The sequence below is a fragment of the Mycobacteriales bacterium genome (genome assembly GCA_035550055.1).
Classification (GTDB): domain Bacteria; phylum Actinomycetota; class Actinomycetes; order JAFAQI01; family JAFAQI01; genus DASZTV01.
This window is the reverse complement of record DASZRO010000109.1, coordinates 1-16,349: the sequence shown is the minus strand read 5'-3', so window position 1 is coordinate 16,349 and position 16,349 is coordinate 1. Positions and strand designations below refer to the sequence as shown.

At 63.3% G+C, this 16,349-nt stretch carries 13 protein-coding genes; 4 read left to right on the top strand and 9 right to left on the bottom strand.

Features of this window, described 5'->3' with window-relative positions; genetic code table 11:
* Positions 1 to 16: 16 nt before the first annotated feature.
* Positions 17 to 2,575: a hypothetical protein gene (locus VG899_15800; GenBank protein ID HWA67826.1), complete on the top strand. Its 2,559-nt coding sequence runs from the start codon at positions 17 to 19 to the stop codon at positions 2,573 to 2,575.
* Here the strand turns inward: VG899_15800 and VG899_15795 are convergent.
* Positions 2,572 to 3,033, bottom strand: coding sequence for an NUDIX hydrolase (locus tag VG899_15795; GenBank protein HWA67825.1), 462 nt, complete (start codon positions 3,031 to 3,033; stop codon positions 2,572 to 2,574). The genes VG899_15800 and VG899_15795 overlap by 4 nt on opposite strands.
* A 108-nt stretch (positions 3,034 to 3,141) precedes the next feature.
* Here VG899_15795 and msrA point away from each other — a divergent pair, with 108 nt between their 5' ends.
* Entirely contained in the window at positions 3,142 to 3,756 is a 615-nt protein-coding gene (gene msrA, locus VG899_15790) for a peptide-methionine (S)-S-oxide reductase MsrA (GenBank protein ID HWA67824.1), read from the top strand.
* 358 nt (positions 3,757 to 4,114) lie between these two features.
* The gene (locus VG899_15785) at positions 4,115 to 4,303 is read left to right on the top strand and encodes a hypothetical protein (protein ID HWA67823.1); all 189 of its coding nucleotides are present in this window, start codon (positions 4,115 to 4,117) and stop codon (positions 4,301 to 4,303) included.
* Between the two features lie 347 nt (positions 4,304 to 4,650).
* Here the strand turns inward: VG899_15785 and VG899_15780 are convergent, their stop codons facing one another.
* Both VG899_15780 and VG899_15775 read right to left on the bottom strand, forming a co-directional pair.
* Positions 4,651 to 4,908 (bottom strand): hypothetical protein, encoded by a 258-nt coding sequence (locus VG899_15780; GenBank protein HWA67822.1) that lies wholly within the window; start codon positions 4,906 to 4,908, stop codon positions 4,651 to 4,653.
* A gap of 1,202 nt (positions 4,909 to 6,110) precedes the next feature.
* On the bottom strand, positions 6,111 to 6,890 hold the full coding sequence (locus tag VG899_15775) for a hypothetical protein (protein ID HWA67821.1): 780 nt from the start codon (positions 6,888 to 6,890) through the stop codon (positions 6,111 to 6,113).
* A gap of 424 nt (positions 6,891 to 7,314) precedes the next feature.
* Between VG899_15775 and VG899_15770 the strand changes: the two genes are divergently transcribed.
* A complete protein-coding gene (locus VG899_15770) occupies positions 7,315 to 9,150 on the top strand; it encodes a hypothetical protein (GenBank protein ID HWA67820.1) in 1,836 nt (611 codons plus the stop codon).
* A gap of 544 nt (positions 9,151 to 9,694) precedes the next feature.
* Here VG899_15770 and VG899_15765 read toward each other — a convergent pair.
* The 6 genes from VG899_15765 to VG899_15740 form a co-directional block, all read right to left on the bottom strand.
* A complete protein-coding gene (locus tag VG899_15765; GenBank protein ID HWA67819.1) occupies positions 9,695 to 11,035 on the bottom strand; it encodes a HEPN domain-containing protein in 1,341 nt (446 codons plus the stop codon).
* Between the two features lie 281 nt (positions 11,036 to 11,316).
* Positions 11,317 to 11,592, bottom strand: a complete 276-nt coding sequence (locus VG899_15760; GenBank protein ID HWA67818.1) for a hypothetical protein — start codon at positions 11,590 to 11,592, stop codon at positions 11,317 to 11,319.
* Positions 11,593 to 11,705: 113 nt separating this feature from the next.
* Complete coding sequence (locus VG899_15755) at positions 11,706 to 12,464, bottom strand: hypothetical protein (GenBank protein ID HWA67817.1); 759 nt, start codon at positions 12,462 to 12,464, stop codon at positions 11,706 to 11,708.
* Between the two features lie 294 nt (positions 12,465 to 12,758).
* A complete protein-coding gene (locus tag VG899_15750) occupies positions 12,759 to 13,613 on the bottom strand; it encodes a hypothetical protein (GenBank protein ID HWA67816.1) in 855 nt (284 codons plus the stop codon).
* Positions 13,550 to 14,005, bottom strand: a complete 456-nt coding sequence (locus VG899_15745; GenBank protein HWA67815.1) for a hypothetical protein — start codon at positions 14,003 to 14,005, stop codon at positions 13,550 to 13,552. The genes VG899_15750 and VG899_15745 overlap by 64 nt, the downstream gene beginning before the upstream one ends.
* Positions 14,006 to 14,213: 208 nt before the next feature.
* The gene (locus VG899_15740; GenBank protein ID HWA67814.1) at positions 14,214 to 16,121 is read right to left on the bottom strand and encodes a hypothetical protein; all 1,908 of its coding nucleotides are present in this window, start codon (positions 16,119 to 16,121) and stop codon (positions 14,214 to 14,216) included.
* Positions 16,122 to 16,349: the final 228 nt, after the last annotated feature.

The following is a 16,349-nucleotide window of genomic DNA, read 5'->3' as shown; positions in this document are numbered from 1 at the left end:
GACGAAGTCCACCCGCATGCGCCGGACCCTCTCGCTGCTGCTCGCTGTCCTGATGCTGCCCGCGGTCGCCTGGACCGCCCAGGCGAGCGCAGCGAAGTCGACCACCAGGCACTGGACTAATCACGACGCGGACGCGTGGGGTGGCTGGTCCGGTGAGGGAGGCACGACCGCGCTGACCAACCCACAGGGCTGCGATCCGATCGACCCGGCGCAGTGCCTGCTGCCGTACCCGAACGACTGGTTCACCAAGGCCGACCCGACGAGCGCGACCGGGCGCCGGCTCGACCTCAACGAGCTCGCGATGCCGAAGAACATCGCCGGCCTGCCCATCGACCCGACGGCATGGAACGCCAGCGACGGCTTCAGCGCCGGCTCGGAGATCCTCACCGTCGTACCCGGTATGACACACAACGCCGACCTCGCCAAGTCTCGGCTGCCGACGGACGTCAACCTCGCCGCCAACGGTGAGCCGAACCTCGGGGTCGTGCTGATCGACGCGACGACGGGCAAACGGTGGCCGGTATGGGTCGAGATCGACCACTACACATCCGAGGCCGGGCTGATCAAGGCGGGCGCGACCGCGCCCATCCAGCAGGACCTGATGATCCACCCGGCGGAGAACCTGATCGACGGGCATCGCTACGTCATCGGCCTGCGTCACCTGGTCACCAACAAGGGCCAGGACGCAGCGCAGTCCGCGGGCTTCTCGGCGTACGTGCAGGACTACCTGCATCACTCCACGTCGAGCGATCCGCGCGTCGCCCACATGGACGGGGTGTTCGCGGACCTGGCGGAAGCCGGTTGGAAGGTCTCGGTCGACCCGAAGGACCTTTACCTGGCGTGGGACTTCACCACGGCCTCCTCGCAGAGCGTGACCGGCCGGCTGCTGGCGATCCGTGACGACGCGTTCGAGCAGCTCGGTGAGACGAAGGCGCAGATCGACGCCGGCAAGGACGTCGGGCGAGCGCCGTCGTTCAAGATCTCGAAGGTCACGACGTACACCGCGAAAGAGAACCCGAACGTCATCCGCCAGATCAAAGGCAGCTTCCAGGTGCCGTGCTACATCGCGCCCACCTGCTCGACCCCGATCAAGTGCTCCAACATTCCGGAGAGCCCGTTCGACGACTGCCCGACGCCAGGCGTGTTCGAATACCAGAACCCGCTGGACCCGGACTCCGACCCGACCCAGGTCCTCGGCCAGACCTACAACGCGGCGTTCACCTGCAACGTCGGGCGCCACGGCTTCCACTCGGGCCGGATGTACCGGCCGGTCGAGTACGGACACGGGCTGTTCGGCAGCGAGGACGAGGTGAACTCCTCGCCGCAGACGGAGATGGCCGACCGCGAGGGGATGCTGTACTGCGCGGTCAACTGGTTCGGGTTCGCCGATGCCGACGTACCCAACGCGTTGTTGGCGTTGACGAACCTGTCGTTGTTCCCGCTGCTGGCCGACCGCACCGAGCAGGGCGAGCTCAACTTCCTCTATCTCGCTCGGCTGGAGATCAGCCCGAAAGGCTTCTCGGCCAGCCCGGCCTTCCAGCGCAACGGCAAGTCCTTCATCAACACGAAGGACGGCGTCTACTACGACGGGAACAGCCAGGGTGGGATCTACGGCGGCACGGTCTGCGCGATCTCGATCGACGTACGCCGATGCGCCCTCGGCGTGCCCGGCATGGACTACCCGCTGCTGCTGCCGCGCTCGGTCGACTACATCGCGCCGACCGACCTGCTGCAGTTCGCCGGCGGCGAGGTCAAGAAGCTGCTCGCCAACCCGGCCGGCTTCGACCCGACGGCGGTCTACGGCGACATCGGCTACTCCAACATCCTCGACACCGCCTACCCGGACCAGGCGCAGCGGCAGCTGATCCTCGACGTGCTGTCGACCTTGTGGGACCGCGACGACCCCGACGGGTACGCGACCCACATGACCGCCTCGTCAGAGGGCGGCCTGCTGCGCGACTGCACGGGCGAGGGGGTCGTGGCAGTGAGCAAGGTCGGTGCGACCTGTCCGATCGCGACGCCGGATCATCACGTCCTGCTCCAGGTCGCGTGGGGCGACCATCAGGTCGCCAACATCACCGCGTTCGACGAGGCGCGCACCATCGGCGCCCGCGCCGTCGGGATGCCCGCTACGTCGAACCGGATCGGCAGCGGCGATGCCCTTCTCGCCAGCCGGTTGTGCAGCAGCGAGCCGAAGCACGACAAGGCGAACGACCCGACGGACGGCAACTACTGCTGGAAGGCGTCGTCGGTCTTCTGGGACTTGAAGCCGATCAGGAGCTATCCGTACGACGGCTCGGCGATCGCGCTGTTCGACGGCGGCCCCGACGGCGCGACCGGCCAGTTCACGACCGACCCGCCGCCGCCGTCCGACGTACCGCAGCCGGACACGACGACCAACCAGGACCCGCATGAAGGCCCGCGTCGGGCGTGTGCCGCGCAAGACCAGAAGGGTGCGTTCTTCCACCTCGGCGGCAAGGTGACCGAGCCGAAGCAGAGCTTCACCGACGCCCGCAAGCCGGTCGGACCGCCGTACTTCGACGGCGGCTGGAACAGCGTCTGCTCGCTCGACTAGCGCTCGGCGAGGATCGGCCAGGTCGCCGCAAAGCCGGGATGCAGCTCGAGCGCGGCGACTGCGTCGCTTGCGACCCAGCGGATCTCGGCGGTCTCGCGGCTGCGGGGGCGGGCTTTTGTGGGGCTCGCGACCGTCGCTATCACCGTCCAGTAGGACCAGCCGCCGTGGTCGTCGTGATGGATCCGTTCGACCGTCACACCGTCGATCGCCATCTCGACCTCTTCGCCGAGCTCGCGAAGCGCCGCCTGCTCGGGCGTCTCCCAGGACGCCTTCGCGCCACCCGGCACGCCCCAGGTCCCGCCGTGATGGGTCCACCAGGCCCGGCGCTGGAGCAGCACATGGTCGGCGCCGGTCGAGTCGACCGTCCGCAGCAGCAGGCCGGCGGCGCCGTGGCGGCCCCAGTGCTGGTGACCCGCCTGGCACAGGGTCCAGCCGTCGCCGTCCTGGAACAGGGCCATGCCTCCAGTGTCCCGCGCCGGGAACGCTCGAGTCATGTCGGGCGTTGTGCTGTGTGTCCGGCTCCGGAGAGGATGAGACCCGTGCTGTTCACGAGCCACAAGACCAAGATGGTCGACGCGACCGAGGCGCTGCCCGGGCGTGACGTTCGACCGTTCGCCATCACCAACCGCCACTTCGTGCTGGGTACGCCGCTCGAGCCGCCCTACCCCGGCACCGTCGAGGTCGCGTACTTCGGCATGGGTTGCTTCTGGGGGGCGGAGCGGCTGTTCTGGCAGATCGACGGCGTGGTCTCGACCGCGGTGGGCTACCAGGGCGGGTACACGCCGAACCCGACCTACGAGGAGGTCTGCTCGGCGCGTACCGGGCACGCCGAGGTCGTCAAGGTCGTCTACGACCCGGAGCGCATCGCCTACGACGCGCTGCTGAAGGTGTTCTGGGAGTCACACGACCCGACGCAGGGGATGCGCCAGGGCAACGACGTCGGCACGCAGTACCGCTCGACGATCTACACGACCACTGACCCTCAGCTGAAGGCCGCGGCTGACTCGCGCGAGGTCTACCAGCCGGCGTTCAACGGTGCCGGGTACGGCGACATCACCGCCGAGATCGCGCCGGCGGGGGAGTTCTACTACGCCGAGGACTACCACCAGCAGTATCTGGCACGTAGTCCGAACGGCTACTGCGGGATCAAGGGGACCGGGGTCTCCTGCACGATCGGCTGAGCTGCGACAGCTTCGTGGCGGCGCTGACGACGTAGGGCCGAAAAGGACGTCGGTCGGCCGTCGTATGACAGGTCATCGCCACCCTGGCAAGGGCTGACGCGTAGGGGATGACGTGCTAGCACGACAGTCGAGAGCGACCGAACACGTGTTCGATGATCACGGCGTGTCGCCACGTCACGGTAGGTCCGGCGGCGGGACCCTAGAGAGTGCGAGTCGTTACTCGTCGGGTCCCGCGACCGCGAGGCCCGAATGCGACTTAGCGTGCCGGGTCGATTTGCATCAGCAGACGGCACCGTACGGATGTTCGGTGACCGTTGCAAATCCGACGCGCTAAGTCCGGACAGATAAGGAGCAGGCCATGCCTAAGGGCAACCTGCGACCCGGGGACAGCGCTCCTGTCTCGGGTCAGTATCCCGTCGTTGGGCCGAAGGGCGGCAAGACGGGAACAGAGGTCACCGCGGTAGGTGGACGGCCGCTGCCGCCCACGCCCAAGCCGGGGATGACATACGGCAAGCCGGACGTCACGAAGCACAAGTCCGGCAAGTAGTTCGCTGGTGTGGGCGGGCGGGAAGCGTCCCGCCCGCCCACTGGCTTTCGGTTGCGCGGAGATCAGTCGTCACGAGATAAGCCGACCGTTGCCAACCGTCCCGGGAGCGACTCAGCCATGCGCTGGCGTGGGCGCGTCTCGATGCGGACCTTGCCTGTTGGCGATTAGATACGTGCGTGCTGTCGGCGGTCGCATGGGTCCACCACGAGTCTGGGCCAGTACATCCGGACTGGACCTCCGTAGTCAGTGCCATTGCGGCGGTCGTCTCTGCTGTCCTCGTCGTGGGGGGCGCGATCGCTGCGGCGCGGTACCTCATCCGTGGCGTCACCTCAGTTGAGGCGACTGCGTCAGCCGTTGACGGCGGGCTCATTTTGCATGTGCGTCCGGCGATCGCGTCGCAGGGAGCTACTGCGCTGCGACTTGAACACGAGATCGAGAACGCGCCGTCGATCGAGGTCGTCGAGTACACCCGTGCCGGGCCGTCCGATGTGGGCGTTTCTCGATCCGTTTTTGAAGGCGACGATCTCGTAGGGCCCGGCGAGACTGTCGTTGGCAGTGCCATCTTTTTCGTCGACCCACCTTCCCGGGATGTTCTCGGCTGGCAAGTGACATTCACCGTTGGTGTCCCGCGTTGGTTCGGGCGCAGGTGGTTCTGGGTCGCCTCGACCTTCGTCCCACGGCCCGTGGTGCCAGGAAGGACACGGGGACAGGCGTAGGCTGGGTCCCTCAGACGGAGGCGGTTGCCATGGCGGTCCGATTCACAAGCAAGGACAAGAGGGACCAGTATCTGCGGTCTCTGAAGCAGCCGCCGTCGGTAGTTCCTGCGTCCAAGCCAAGGGACAATGTGGCAGCGCAGAAGGATCAATCGCGCAAGCGATAGGCCCCCCGCCAGTCTGTTAAAGGCGTACTTCCACAGCATCCGGCACATATCACGGCGGCAAGGGCTCGAAGGTGAGGGCAAGCCGACTCGCAAGGCTAAGAAGGCGGACCCCAAGGTAGATGCCGCCCTCGAGACCCCTGTTGGTCCTCTGCGGGACAAGAAGAAGCCGAACTTCGGCAGGGAGTACAACGACTGGTACTCGGCTGCGCTTCCCACGGTCCGGTTACTCTTGCCGGATCGGATCGACGAGTTTCTAACGCTGTACTAGCCGACCCGGCGCGCGAGCGATGACCTCGACGTCATCACCTACGGCATCGCCGACTACATCAGCAAAGTCACCGTGACCCACGGCTACCTCAGAAGAGCCTGTGTTCGATACCCGCGCCGGTGCACTGGGCAAGTTCGAGCAGCAAGTCGCAATCCTCAGGACTGCTGAACGAAGGCTCGACTCGCTCCTCGCCGACATTGTTCGCGAGTTGCAGGCAGGAGTCTTTGACGCGGAAATAGACGGAGCGCGAGAGTGCTCAAGGCCAAACACGTTCGCGCCGCAGGCGCGATCGCGGGCGTTGTTCTCGAACAAGACCTTGGCATGGTTGTCCAGCAACATGCAGTATCTCTAGGGCGCCGGAAGGCGACGCTCGCGGTCTTGAACGATGCGCTCAAAGACTCTGAGGTCTACGACGTCCCACAGTGGCGACGGTTCAGCACCCTGCAGACATGCGGAATCTTTGCGCCCACAGCGGAGACCACGAGCCCACGGCCGAAGATGTTGAGGAGCTAGTGAGCGGCGTGGAGCGGGTTGTAAAGACCATGTTCTGACTGCTGATCAGATGGTCCTGGCATCGTCGGCTGCGAGACCTTCGAACACACGGTTGCGACCATCGACATCCACTCATCCCGGTGAGCAGGCGCTGTGCCTCAACAGCGTCAGTGCACCTCACGACCGCCTGATGCTTCCTGGAGCAGCGGCTCAACCGAGGAAGTCCACCACCAAGGCCGACGCTCGCCGACTCGGAGTTCGAAGGCTTCCGAATCGGGCGCTGGCAGCTGGCCGGACTCTCGTAGGTCGGCGAGGTCGCGCACGTCAACGCCGAGGAGATAAGAGAGAAGTTGAGCGTCCACTATGCGGTCGACGTGTTCAGTCTCAATGGCGCCGGGCTCCGGCCGGAATGGTGCCGAGACCTCGATCTCCATACTTCCGCCCTCCCAGACTGCCGCGAGGCCACTAGACCGCCCGAACCCTCCTCGGCGAGCTCCCAAGGCAACTAACTCCCCGTAGGTCGTTGTCCAAGTGATCATCGCAGCGAAGTCATTGCTCATCTGCTGGTGTACCCAGGCTCGCCCTTGCGCTTCGGTGGTCCAGGTTTCTGCCAACCGCGGGTTCCGTAGGCGCCACACTGCCCACAGCGCCTCCCATCGCGTCTCTGGACTGCGCTGAGCCCAGCTGTGCGCTGTGGCGATGGGATCCGTGTCGAACGACACCGTCGCCCCTCGTCCCGAGAAGAGCCCAAACCCGGCGTAGTCACGAATGTTCTCTCCGAGTGTTGACACGTCCACGTCCCACTCGGCAGCTACCTGCTCGATGATCACCAGCGCCGGGCGTTGCTCCCACCCCTCACGGACGATGCGCGCGGCCGCCGATCTCGTTGTGCCATGGAACAGGGTGACCGAGCGTCCCTGCTCAATGCCATCCACGAGTTTGAGCATGCCCGACGATGGCCCTGCGCGCTGACACTCGACGCTTCAGTCTTGGTCACGGACGAAGTCCGCGACCGCGTCCTACGTTCTGGTCTTCGGCTCCTGTGCGCGCACGTCGCGAGCCAGCCTTGGCCCGCGCGAGGACGGGTCGTTCGCTCGCTTCCGAGACCGGGAAGTTGCGACGTGATGTCACCGGCCGGCAGTAGGGACTTCCGATGGCGATCATGTGGTCGCGTCTACACGCGGACCTTGGTCTCGAAGGACTCGATGGTGCCGTCGACCGAGTACTGCCCGAATCCGATGGTCTTGACTGGAACCGCGACCTTCCTACACCCGAAGTCGAAGCCGCTCGTGAGTTCTGCAAGGACGTTGCGGCAATGGCCAACACTCGCGGTGGTTCTCTTTCTCGCTTTGTCGCTCCTACGCGTGAGACATGCTCTACGAGACTCGTGACACGGCTGATCATGAGGGCGAGGATGGACTGGTGAACTTGGTCGAACTCAACCTCACCACCGCCCATATTGACCTGGGCGGTATCGATGCCGAGAGCGATCCAAGGTTGGAGGCGTATTTTGTTGAGACGCCGTATGTCCAGTCAGCGCTACAGGGACGACGGACACTCTTCCTTGGTCGAAAGGGCAGCGGAAAGTCTGCGCTCTTCCGTGAGCTTCCACGGTTGGCCGCGGCTCATGCAACAGACGATCAGGCGGTGCTCGCGGTCCGCCCAGACCAGTACGCATGGTCTGCTTTGCGGGAGTACAAGGAGCAAGGCTTGCTTAGCGAGCAGGCCCATACGAATGCGTGGAAACTTACTCTCGCGGTCGAGGCGGTGGGGGCAATGCTCGCCCTCGACCGAAGTTGGCTTCCGAAGTCGCAAGAGAGTCTTGAGATCTTAAGGACGTTTGTTTCCGACAACTTCGGCCGCGTTCAGCCCTCGCTGCTGAGTACCGCGGCTTCGATCGTCAAAGGGCTGACGAGTTTCAATTTCTCTGCTTTTGGATTTGGCGTCGGTCTATCGAGAGAAGAAACGAAACAGGTCGCACTAGCACCCGCCGCGACAGAGGCGCTCTTCAAAAACCTTGGAGTGCTCGTTGAGGAATGCGGCCTGATTGTCGCAATCGACCGTCTCGATGACTCGTGGGATGGCACGGAGGAGAGCCGCTCTCTTCTCATAGGACTGCTAAAGGCGACAAAGGAAATCAACGACCAGAATACACCAAATGCGCGGAGCTTAGGCATTCGCGTCGTGGTATTCCTTCGGTCCGACATCTACGACGATCTGCGCTTTGACGATAAGGACAAGCACAGGCGAACAGAGCAAACAATCGTTTGGAACATCGAGCTACTAAAGGAAATGGTCGACAGACGACTACCACAGGGTCTGACCATCGACGAACTCTTTGAGTCAGGCGAAATGCGGGGATCGATCAGCCCGTTTGGCTACATCGTGCGGCGGACCTTTCTTCGACCTCGTGAGGTTCTTCAGTTTCTTGACGAGTGTCTCCAGGAGGCCGGCCCGAGTGCCACCTCCGTAACGAAAGACGATGTTCGGTCGGCCGAAGCGCGTTACAGCAGGTGGAAAGTCGCGGACCTGAAGCAGGAATTTCAGAAGGTTTTCCCCGAGCTCGATCCCCTGGTGGAATGCCTGCGCCAAGAACGGCATCGCTACGACTCGCTGCGAGACTTGCAAAAGGTGATCGAGCGTAAGGCGCCGCAACTCGTCAAACAGTTTGGAATCCAGGCCCTGTTAGAAAGGCTCTTCGAGTACTCCGTGATTGGTGTCCGTATCGGTGACGCTGGTTCGACTCGGTTCAAGTCAGAAGACAGCGAGCTTGTCCTTCCCCGGTCTGGCGCTGTCTACGTGCATCAGGGCTTGCATCGCGGATTGAACATTCGCGAGACGCGAAAGGCGGCGACCGAGCGCGCCGCCCGACTCGACAAGCTGACGATCGATCTCTTTAGCAAGATGCAGTCTCGACAGCCGACCCGTGATCTGGCTTTCTTGGAGTTGGATGTCAGGCCGGCAGACGTTCTGCGAAACGAAACATTCGACGAATGTGCCAAGGCGCTGGGCGTTGCACTTCTCGTGGACCACGGTGAGCGTGCCAGCACACTCGGCCGACCAAACCGAATCTCGGGCCGGAGGTTTAACTATAACTCGACTACGTACGAGACATTGCGTGCCGAGATGGTCGGACAGCTCGAAGAGGGTGGCGTGTCGGTCGAAGAGTACCTGAGAGCCGACGAGTCCTCACGGCTCGACGATTGATTCTCCTATCTGTGGTGGACGAGAATGAACGCTTCGTTCCGCCGGTGCCAGTTGCGTGACCAACGGGCGTTGCCTTGTCGTCGGCAATGATCTCCGGACTCGATTCGCGTCCCATGAAGACGAACCCAATCAGGCAACTATTTATATGGGGAGTTCGTAAGGTGTGGATTTGCTTTGATCGGAGCTCTCGCCAGCAATATCTGGCACGTAATCCAAATGGCTATTGCGGAATCAAGGGCACAGGCGTGACTTGCGCGATCGGCACGGCCTCTTAGGTCAGGTCGTCCCGTGCCAGCAGTCCCATTCAAGTGTCCGTCGTGCGGAAATGTTTTCGGTAGTGGCGGCATCCATATTGGGGGAGATGCCACCGGGCTAACCCTCATCGGCAACACGATGACGTGCCCGCATGTGGCCGAGAAGGTCGAGGTGAAAGGTATCGAGCGCTGTCGCCAAAGGGTTCGCGACTGGTGCGATTGCGTCATCTCCCAGACAGATCACTCCTCGTGCTGCTTCGAAGCCGGTTCCGGTGACCACACCTGCGCAGTCAGTAGCCCATTGCAGTGAGGCGTTCGGCGACGTACTCGAACTCCGGATTTCTTCCAATGTGGACGAAGGCGGCCTTTGGGGTGTTGGCCTCACGGAGAATGCTCAAGACATACAGCCAATACAGGGACCGGGCCAGGAAGTATTGATCAGCCGCGTCGCTGCCTAGGCCTAACGTGTGCGCAGCGTCATTGCGCTCCTTCGTGATCCGGGTTGCCCACTTCTCCGTATCGCGTACCAGAGTGGTGAATGGCGATCCCACATAGGCAACTGAGCTCTTCAGCCGATCCTTGAAATCGATCTTCTTCTTGCGTGTGTTCGTGCGTACGCGATCGAACGCTTCAAGCGAGGCTGCTCGGTGGAGCAACTGATCAGACACGAACATGTCCTTCGCCATGCTGCTGGCGATCACACGGGTGAGTGAGCTCCTGTGTTTCGTCGCAGCGTGAAGGAACTTTCGAACGCCGGCCATGCCGCCGATCTGGGGGAATGTGAATGCCATGTCGTGGTCGGTGAGTCGCTTCGCTGTGTCGGTGTCGCGGTATGACCACGGCACGACGAAGTCGATCGGCGTCCGATATCGACGTTGCGGTCGATCCGGCGGATGAACGTCGGGGTGTCGAAGGGTCATGCGCTCTATTCCGACAGTTCTGTTCACGCCGAAGGCCACCAACGTCTGAACGTCAGACAGGACGTTGAGGAGCCTTTCAACCTGTTCCGGCTGCGTGGTGCGCGCGGTGAAGTAATACTCCTGCGAGACCGAGCGTCCGGTGACGCTGTCGCCACGGAGACCCGCACTGTGGTTCAAGCTGACAGTCCAGCCCTTCCATGGGCGACAGGATCGGGACGCAAGTCCCTTCACGTTGATCTGCATTTTGTGGGTACGAGCGGAGCCTTCGCCCTCCCACGTCCAGTTCTCGTCGATGGCTGATTCCATGAGCCAAAACGGCAACCACTGGAGTCGTACATCCGCCTGATCGAACGAAGCGCTTTCGTCTCGATCGAGCCAGAGTCCTTTGTACACGCGCCCAACGCGGACTTCTTCGCTCGCGATTCCGTTGAAGAGGGCGCTCGACAAGCGACCTCGGTGGCAGCTGTCGAGGGTGTACGCATCGGTTCCGGACTGTCCGCAGATGCGACCGTAGTTGCCCGCCTTGGCCAAGGCGGAGCTTGTCAACGGTGTTGGTTTGCCGGCGGATGTGGGGGCAGCAAACATGTCCTTAAAGCATCCGATCAACTCAAGATTTGCGCTCCCGCGCTCATCGATCTTGAGAACTCCGGGAACTTTGGCTTCCGGGGTCTCAGGTAGCCACCACATACCGGCAGATTCTGTTGGCTCCATTTGGCTAGTAGATCAACGAACTCTGTACGAGGAGTGATCCATACGGCGTATTGGTGTTGCCTGGTCTTGGCAATCCACAGACACGCGACTGACTCGTCTGTGATGGTTCGCGGCGACCTGGATGTCGTCCGGGCTTGCTTCGTGTCAAGGAGATAGACCGCGCAGTACGTCACGCGGTCTGTGGGATCGGTAGCAAGAAGCGCCACATCGAGGTCGACGGCTTGCTTCTGCGCTAGGGCGCAGGCACGCACCTTCCTAAGTAGGGAAGCGCTCTCAGTGCGTCAGGCTCCGAGCTGGCTAGCGACGACGAAACAGACGACGCTGGCGATAGCCAGGACTAGACCGGCGCGATTGAGTCGAGCCGTCTTCGACCACCATTTGAGAGAACTCTCAGGTTGAAGCTGGCAGGCCGCGACGGTCGCCAGTACGAGGACCCATCCCGCAATGACAAGACACTCCGCTGTGTGAACCTTGACGAGTCCGCCGAGCGCGCCGAGGACGAAGAGGATCACACCGCCCAATACCGTGCCGCCGGCGTTGACTGCGACCTGAGTCATTAGGTCAACATTCCGTTGACCCGCACTGTGGCCTGATGAGTCGCTCATGGTCTACAGAGTGACGTGAAGCAGATGGACGCCGCTAGGCCACGCTGGCGTCGGTCTCGGTGTCGTCATGAGGCTGTCCGATCGTCGGTGTAGATCTCGTCGACTTGTCCGGCGCCCGCCAGCGCTTTGCGTGACAAGAGCATCTCTCGAATCCAGAGCACTTGGTCTTCGTCGAAGCTCCCGCTAAATCCGCGCACGCTGTCGCCCGCACCCTGCGGGCGCGGTGCTTGCTCAAGGCTCGGTGGCGAAGGGAACTTAACCATCAGTCTCTGACTCGATACCGCTGTCAATACTTGGCCGGCCTCGTTGGCGATTGGTCCGAGGCGAGCGTTCGCTCGCTTCGACTTCGATCCTCCGGCCCAGTAGGGCGCTCCGTTTGAGACGTAGAAATCCACATCGGCAGCGCAAAGCGGCGCAGGTGGGGGTATGAGGGCGCCTAGGTCGTCCTCGCGGATCTTGCCCGGATTCGGTGCGGACGGTACGCCGGGTAGGAAGAGCGTGAAGTCGGTTCGAATCCGCATGACGTGGCGGACGCCAGGGGCCATCTCCTTTCCCATGAACCAAGTGCGTTCCATGCCGGGTGAAACGAGCTGTCCGGCGTCTGTTGGCAGAGCATCTGGCGCTGCCTCGCACGCAAGCTTGAAGCCATCGAGTCCAGGGTGGCGGGGATCGGGACCGTGGAGACTGACTTTCCAGTGAGTGAGTGGTTTGTAGCGCGCCTTCAGGTAGAACGATGTACCTCTGGCCCAAACACGCCAGACATAGCTGTAGGGACCGCGAGGGCGGCTGCCGACCAGGACATAGATGGCCGGGTTGGATCGCATGCCAAGGGACCGTAGCGCGCGGGTCTGACGGGAATCCTTGACCGATGGGCTGATGAGAGCACCGCCGCGCGCGTCGGGTGGCGTGCTCGTGCGCTACGCCGTTTGGGTGATCTTGATACCGCACCCGGAGCTCTTTCGCCGCGGCTGGTGTACCTACCTATGAACGACTACCACCAGCAGTATTTGGCACGTAATCCGAACGGCTACTGCGGCATCAAGGGAACGGGTGTGTGTCTAAGTGCCCCACTGGGGCAGACCGGTGCGTGACCTTTCGCGCCTGGCGCTCAGCGTCGACTACTGATTGCCGTGGAGGTAGTGGCTAGCGAGTCGTTCGACGACGATTTGTTCAAGCTGGTCGTTAACACTCATACCTCGCCAGATGACGTCCTCGTCGATCTTGACCACGAGTTCGTCGGCTGACCGCTCCAGTCGAAAGCTGACCAGGCTCTTCGCCCCGGTCGCATGCGGTGGCGTGAGCGCCATGTTCACGTGGCCGTAGGGGATCGGTGCAAGAAAGTCGTCGGGCCCGCGGCCACGCGCGCATTGCAGCTGGCGACTTGCGGCGAACCGCATCGCGAGCGTCTCGATCTGTGACGCGAACGTCTTCAGCGAGGTCGCGTGCTCGGACGCCTGCTGGTGGTCCTCGGCGGCGATGCGATCGTCGAGCTGGGCTAGCAGCGCATCAAGTCCCGGTTCGGGGTCCTCGTCTCTCATCGCGTGGATGATCGCACTCCGCAGCATGCCGGCTGTTGGGTAGCGCGTGGCTGCTCGGACGTCAAAGGCGCGGTCGAACACTGACTGCAGCCTTCGGTATTGGCCGGCAGACAGGCTTTGGGCCAGGATGCCTCGAATCGCCGCTCGTTGGTGAGGCTTGAGGCCCTCGTCGTCGATCAGCGTCCGCGGCTCGTGCCCAGTCAGGGCGTAGATGAGCAGTCCTGCCGATTGGCAGACGTCCGCGATCGGGCTCCGTCCACCCGTCGAGTGCTCGGGAAGGCGCAAGAACCGGTTGCCGACCTCTTCGTTGATGCGTGTGAGGTCCGATTGATCCGGATCACTGGAATTGAAGGACAGGCCGAAGTCGACGATCACCGCGTCGGCGGGACTACCGGCTCGAAGCATGACGTTGGCGGGCTTGATGTCCCGGTGCACCACGTGTTCTCATGGCAGTACTCCAAGGTCGCGAGAATCGTCGAGATGAGGGCTGTGGCGTCTGCGTGCAGCAGGGGTCCCTCGCTCGCGATCCGCTCGGCCAGTGTGGGCCCGTCGATCGCCTCGAGTATCAGATACAGCTTCCGCTTGCGATCCCGCCAATGGTCAACGTTGGTCTCGATCAACTTCGGCAACTGCGCATGCTCGAGGGTCTCGTAGGAACGGACCTCACGGACGAATCGACGTCGGGCAGCCTGCCGCCCGTTGTATTTCAGTCTCTTGACGAACACCCGTCGACCGTTCGGGTCCTCGGCGATGAGGGACTCGCCCTGACCGCCGCTCACAGACGAGCCCGCGACCGGGCGCGAGGCCGCCATCCATTCCTCGTCCACAGGGACCTCCTTGCCAGTCCAATGATCGCGTCTTGCGACTGCCCGCGATTGTCGGACGACCTGCGATCCGGCCGCCGCAGCGTTGTCGGCGCTTGAATTGTCGAAGTGCCCGCTGGGTGAGACCGGCGCTATTCGGCGCGGTCGATGCGGACGTCCTGGGCTGAAGCGTGGCGATGTCGATGTGCTGCCGCGCCGGCGCGTCGCATGTTCACATCGTCACCGAGGTCTGGGCGGCGCGCAGGGTGTCTCCTGCGGTCATCGTCACCTTGTGACGTCCTTGCAGGTTCGCGGGGACGCGGATGAGTGCGACGCCGTGGCGGTTTGTGTGAGCGGTCGCGTTGTCGATGCGTATGGTGGCGTCGACGACGGGGGCGATCTCGGTCGTTGCTTCGTTGGTGCCGTCACCCGCGATTCGACCGGTCACGCGGGCGAGCACGTACTCATGTCCGTGGCGGGTCACCCGTCGCGCCGTGATCTTGGTGACCGGCTTTCTTGGAAGGCTGCTCGGGCAGTGTGCTGGCACCTGCGGAACACCGGAGATGGTGGTGCCGTCGTAGCTGTCGGTCGCGGTCCCGGTCACCTTGACCTGGCCGGTGTCGATCCCGGTGTAGGTCAGGTCGACCTCGGAGGATCCGGTGTTGTCGCCGGTCATGGTGAGGTGCGAGCTCAGGTGGATCGGTCCGGTCAGGATGGTCGGGTTGACCAACGAGGTTGTCCCGTTGACCACGTCACGGCCGTTGTCGGAGTAGTCGTTGTAGATGACGGTGTCGGCACCGGATACGACCCCTGCCGGGTTGTCGTAGCTGACGGTGGCGGTGCCTGATGCTCTGCCGTGGAGCACGACGGTGTCGATTGCGCCGATCGCACCGTGGTAGCTACTGGGTGCCCATGACCCGGGTCGTGAGCTGACGATCGGCTTGGGCTTCGTCGGCTTGCGGTCCATGAGGTGCGCGACGAGCAGGTAGTCCGCGCTCCGGTTGGTCGAGAAGCTCTCCGTGTTCAGCGCGATGCGTGTGCCGTCCGGACTCCACTGCGGGTAGCCCGACACGTTGTTCGCGGCGTGTACGTCGCCGCCGGTGTAGGGCTGGATCGGTTGGCCCATCAACGTGGCGTTGCGGTCTCCAGAGGCCGGGAACAGCCAGGGTTGCAGGTCGCACTGTCGGTCGATGGGTCCGGCGACGTGGTAGCTCGCCTCGACGCCGATGACGGGAGCGTCGATGAAGCCGCGTACGGGCATGAGGCTGCCGAGCATGTCGACTCGGTGCATCGTTCGGTCGGACTCGATGAGGATCGAACGGCCGTCCGGTGACGGGGCGTCGTCCTCATCCCAGTCAGGGCTGGCGGTGAGGCGCGTGCGCTTGCCGGTATGCAGGTCGACCTTCCAGACGTCCGGGTTGTAGCCGGCGGTGCCACCGACCTGCGCGTACGACGCGTCCTTGCCGCCGTCGCCGAAGGTCTTGAACTCGAACAGTGCGGAGCTGTTCGACCAAGCCTGCGTGTTGGTGTCGGTGAGGGAGGTTGGACCGGCCGGGTTCAGGACGCGGGGATCGCTGGTTGTGTACTCAGATTTGCCGGGGTTCAGCCGTGCAATGGTCATCAGCTCCACTGCGTCGGTGGTGACGTCGGAGAACGCGATCCAGTGACCGTCGGGAGAGATCTTGGGTGACGACGCTCCGCCCTCGTCGAGGGCCGGGACCACATCGGCGCCTCCCGGTGGGATCACGTTGCCGGGTGGGCGTGCACCGGAGAGGTCGATCGGGAAGATCCTTCGCTTGTGGCAACTGTCGACGCTGGGCAGGCAGCGCAGGATCGCGACGCTGTTCGCCGCTCCGAAGAACACTCGCTTACCGCCGGGAAGCTCCGTCGCGAAGCCTTCCTGTTCGGACTGCGTGACGGCAGGCTGATGGGCCACGCCGCACGACAGGCAGGCGAGGTGACGACCGGCTGTACTGATCCGCCACAGGTGCTGACCGGAGAAGAACAATAGGTGCTGGCCGTCGCGAGTGAAGATCGGAGTGCTCGCCTCGTGCATTGACTTCGGCAACGCGATCCGGGTGATGTGAATCGGCTCCAGCGGCACGTTGACGTGCCGAACCGAGGGCCGGGTCACCGTCACCGTCGTGGTGTGTTCAATCGCGGGCGAACCGAGTGCATGAGCGGTCGGTGCGCTTCCGCCGATCCAGAGCAACAAGCCTGAAAGGACGGCGCCGCCGACTCCAACCGCCCGGCCCCGCGAGCGCGAGTACAGCCGACTCGCTGCGCCTGACGGGGGTGTCATCGCCGTCCCCTTTGAGTATCTCGTCGCGTCTGGACGTCCGGCGCGACATGCTGATGCTCATGTCTC

What these genes read in the sequence shown, in the direction of transcription:
- VG899_15795 (HWA67825.1), bottom strand. Translation starts at nt 3,033, where the DNA reads ATGGCCCTGTTCCAGGACGGCGACGGCTGGACCCTGTGCCAGGCGGGT.
- VG899_15765 (HWA67819.1), bottom strand. Translation starts at nt 11,035, where the DNA reads ATGGAGCCAACAGAATCTGCCGGTATGTGGTGGCTACCTGAGACCCCG.
- VG899_15770 (HWA67820.1), top strand. Translation starts at nt 7,315, where the DNA reads ATGCTCTACGAGACTCGTGACACGGCTGATCATGAGGGCGAGGATGGA.
- VG899_15760 (HWA67818.1), bottom strand. Translation starts at nt 11,592, where the DNA reads ATGACTCAGGTCGCAGTCAACGCCGGCGGCACGGTATTGGGCGGTGTG.
- VG899_15800 (HWA67826.1), top strand. Translation starts at nt 17, where the DNA reads ATGCGCCGGACCCTCTCGCTGCTGCTCGCTGTCCTGATGCTGCCCGCG.
- VG899_15755 (HWA67817.1), bottom strand. Translation starts at nt 12,464, where the DNA reads ATGCGATCCAACCCGGCCATCTATGTCCTGGTCGGCAGCCGCCCTCGC.
- VG899_15775 (HWA67821.1), bottom strand. Translation starts at nt 6,890, where the DNA reads ATGCTCAAACTCGTGGATGGCATTGAGCAGGGACGCTCGGTCACCCTG.
- msrA (HWA67824.1), top strand. Translation starts at nt 3,142, where the DNA reads ATGGTCGACGCGACCGAGGCGCTGCCCGGGCGTGACGTTCGACCGTTC.
- VG899_15785 (HWA67823.1), top strand. Translation starts at nt 4,115, where the DNA reads ATGCCTAAGGGCAACCTGCGACCCGGGGACAGCGCTCCTGTCTCGGGT.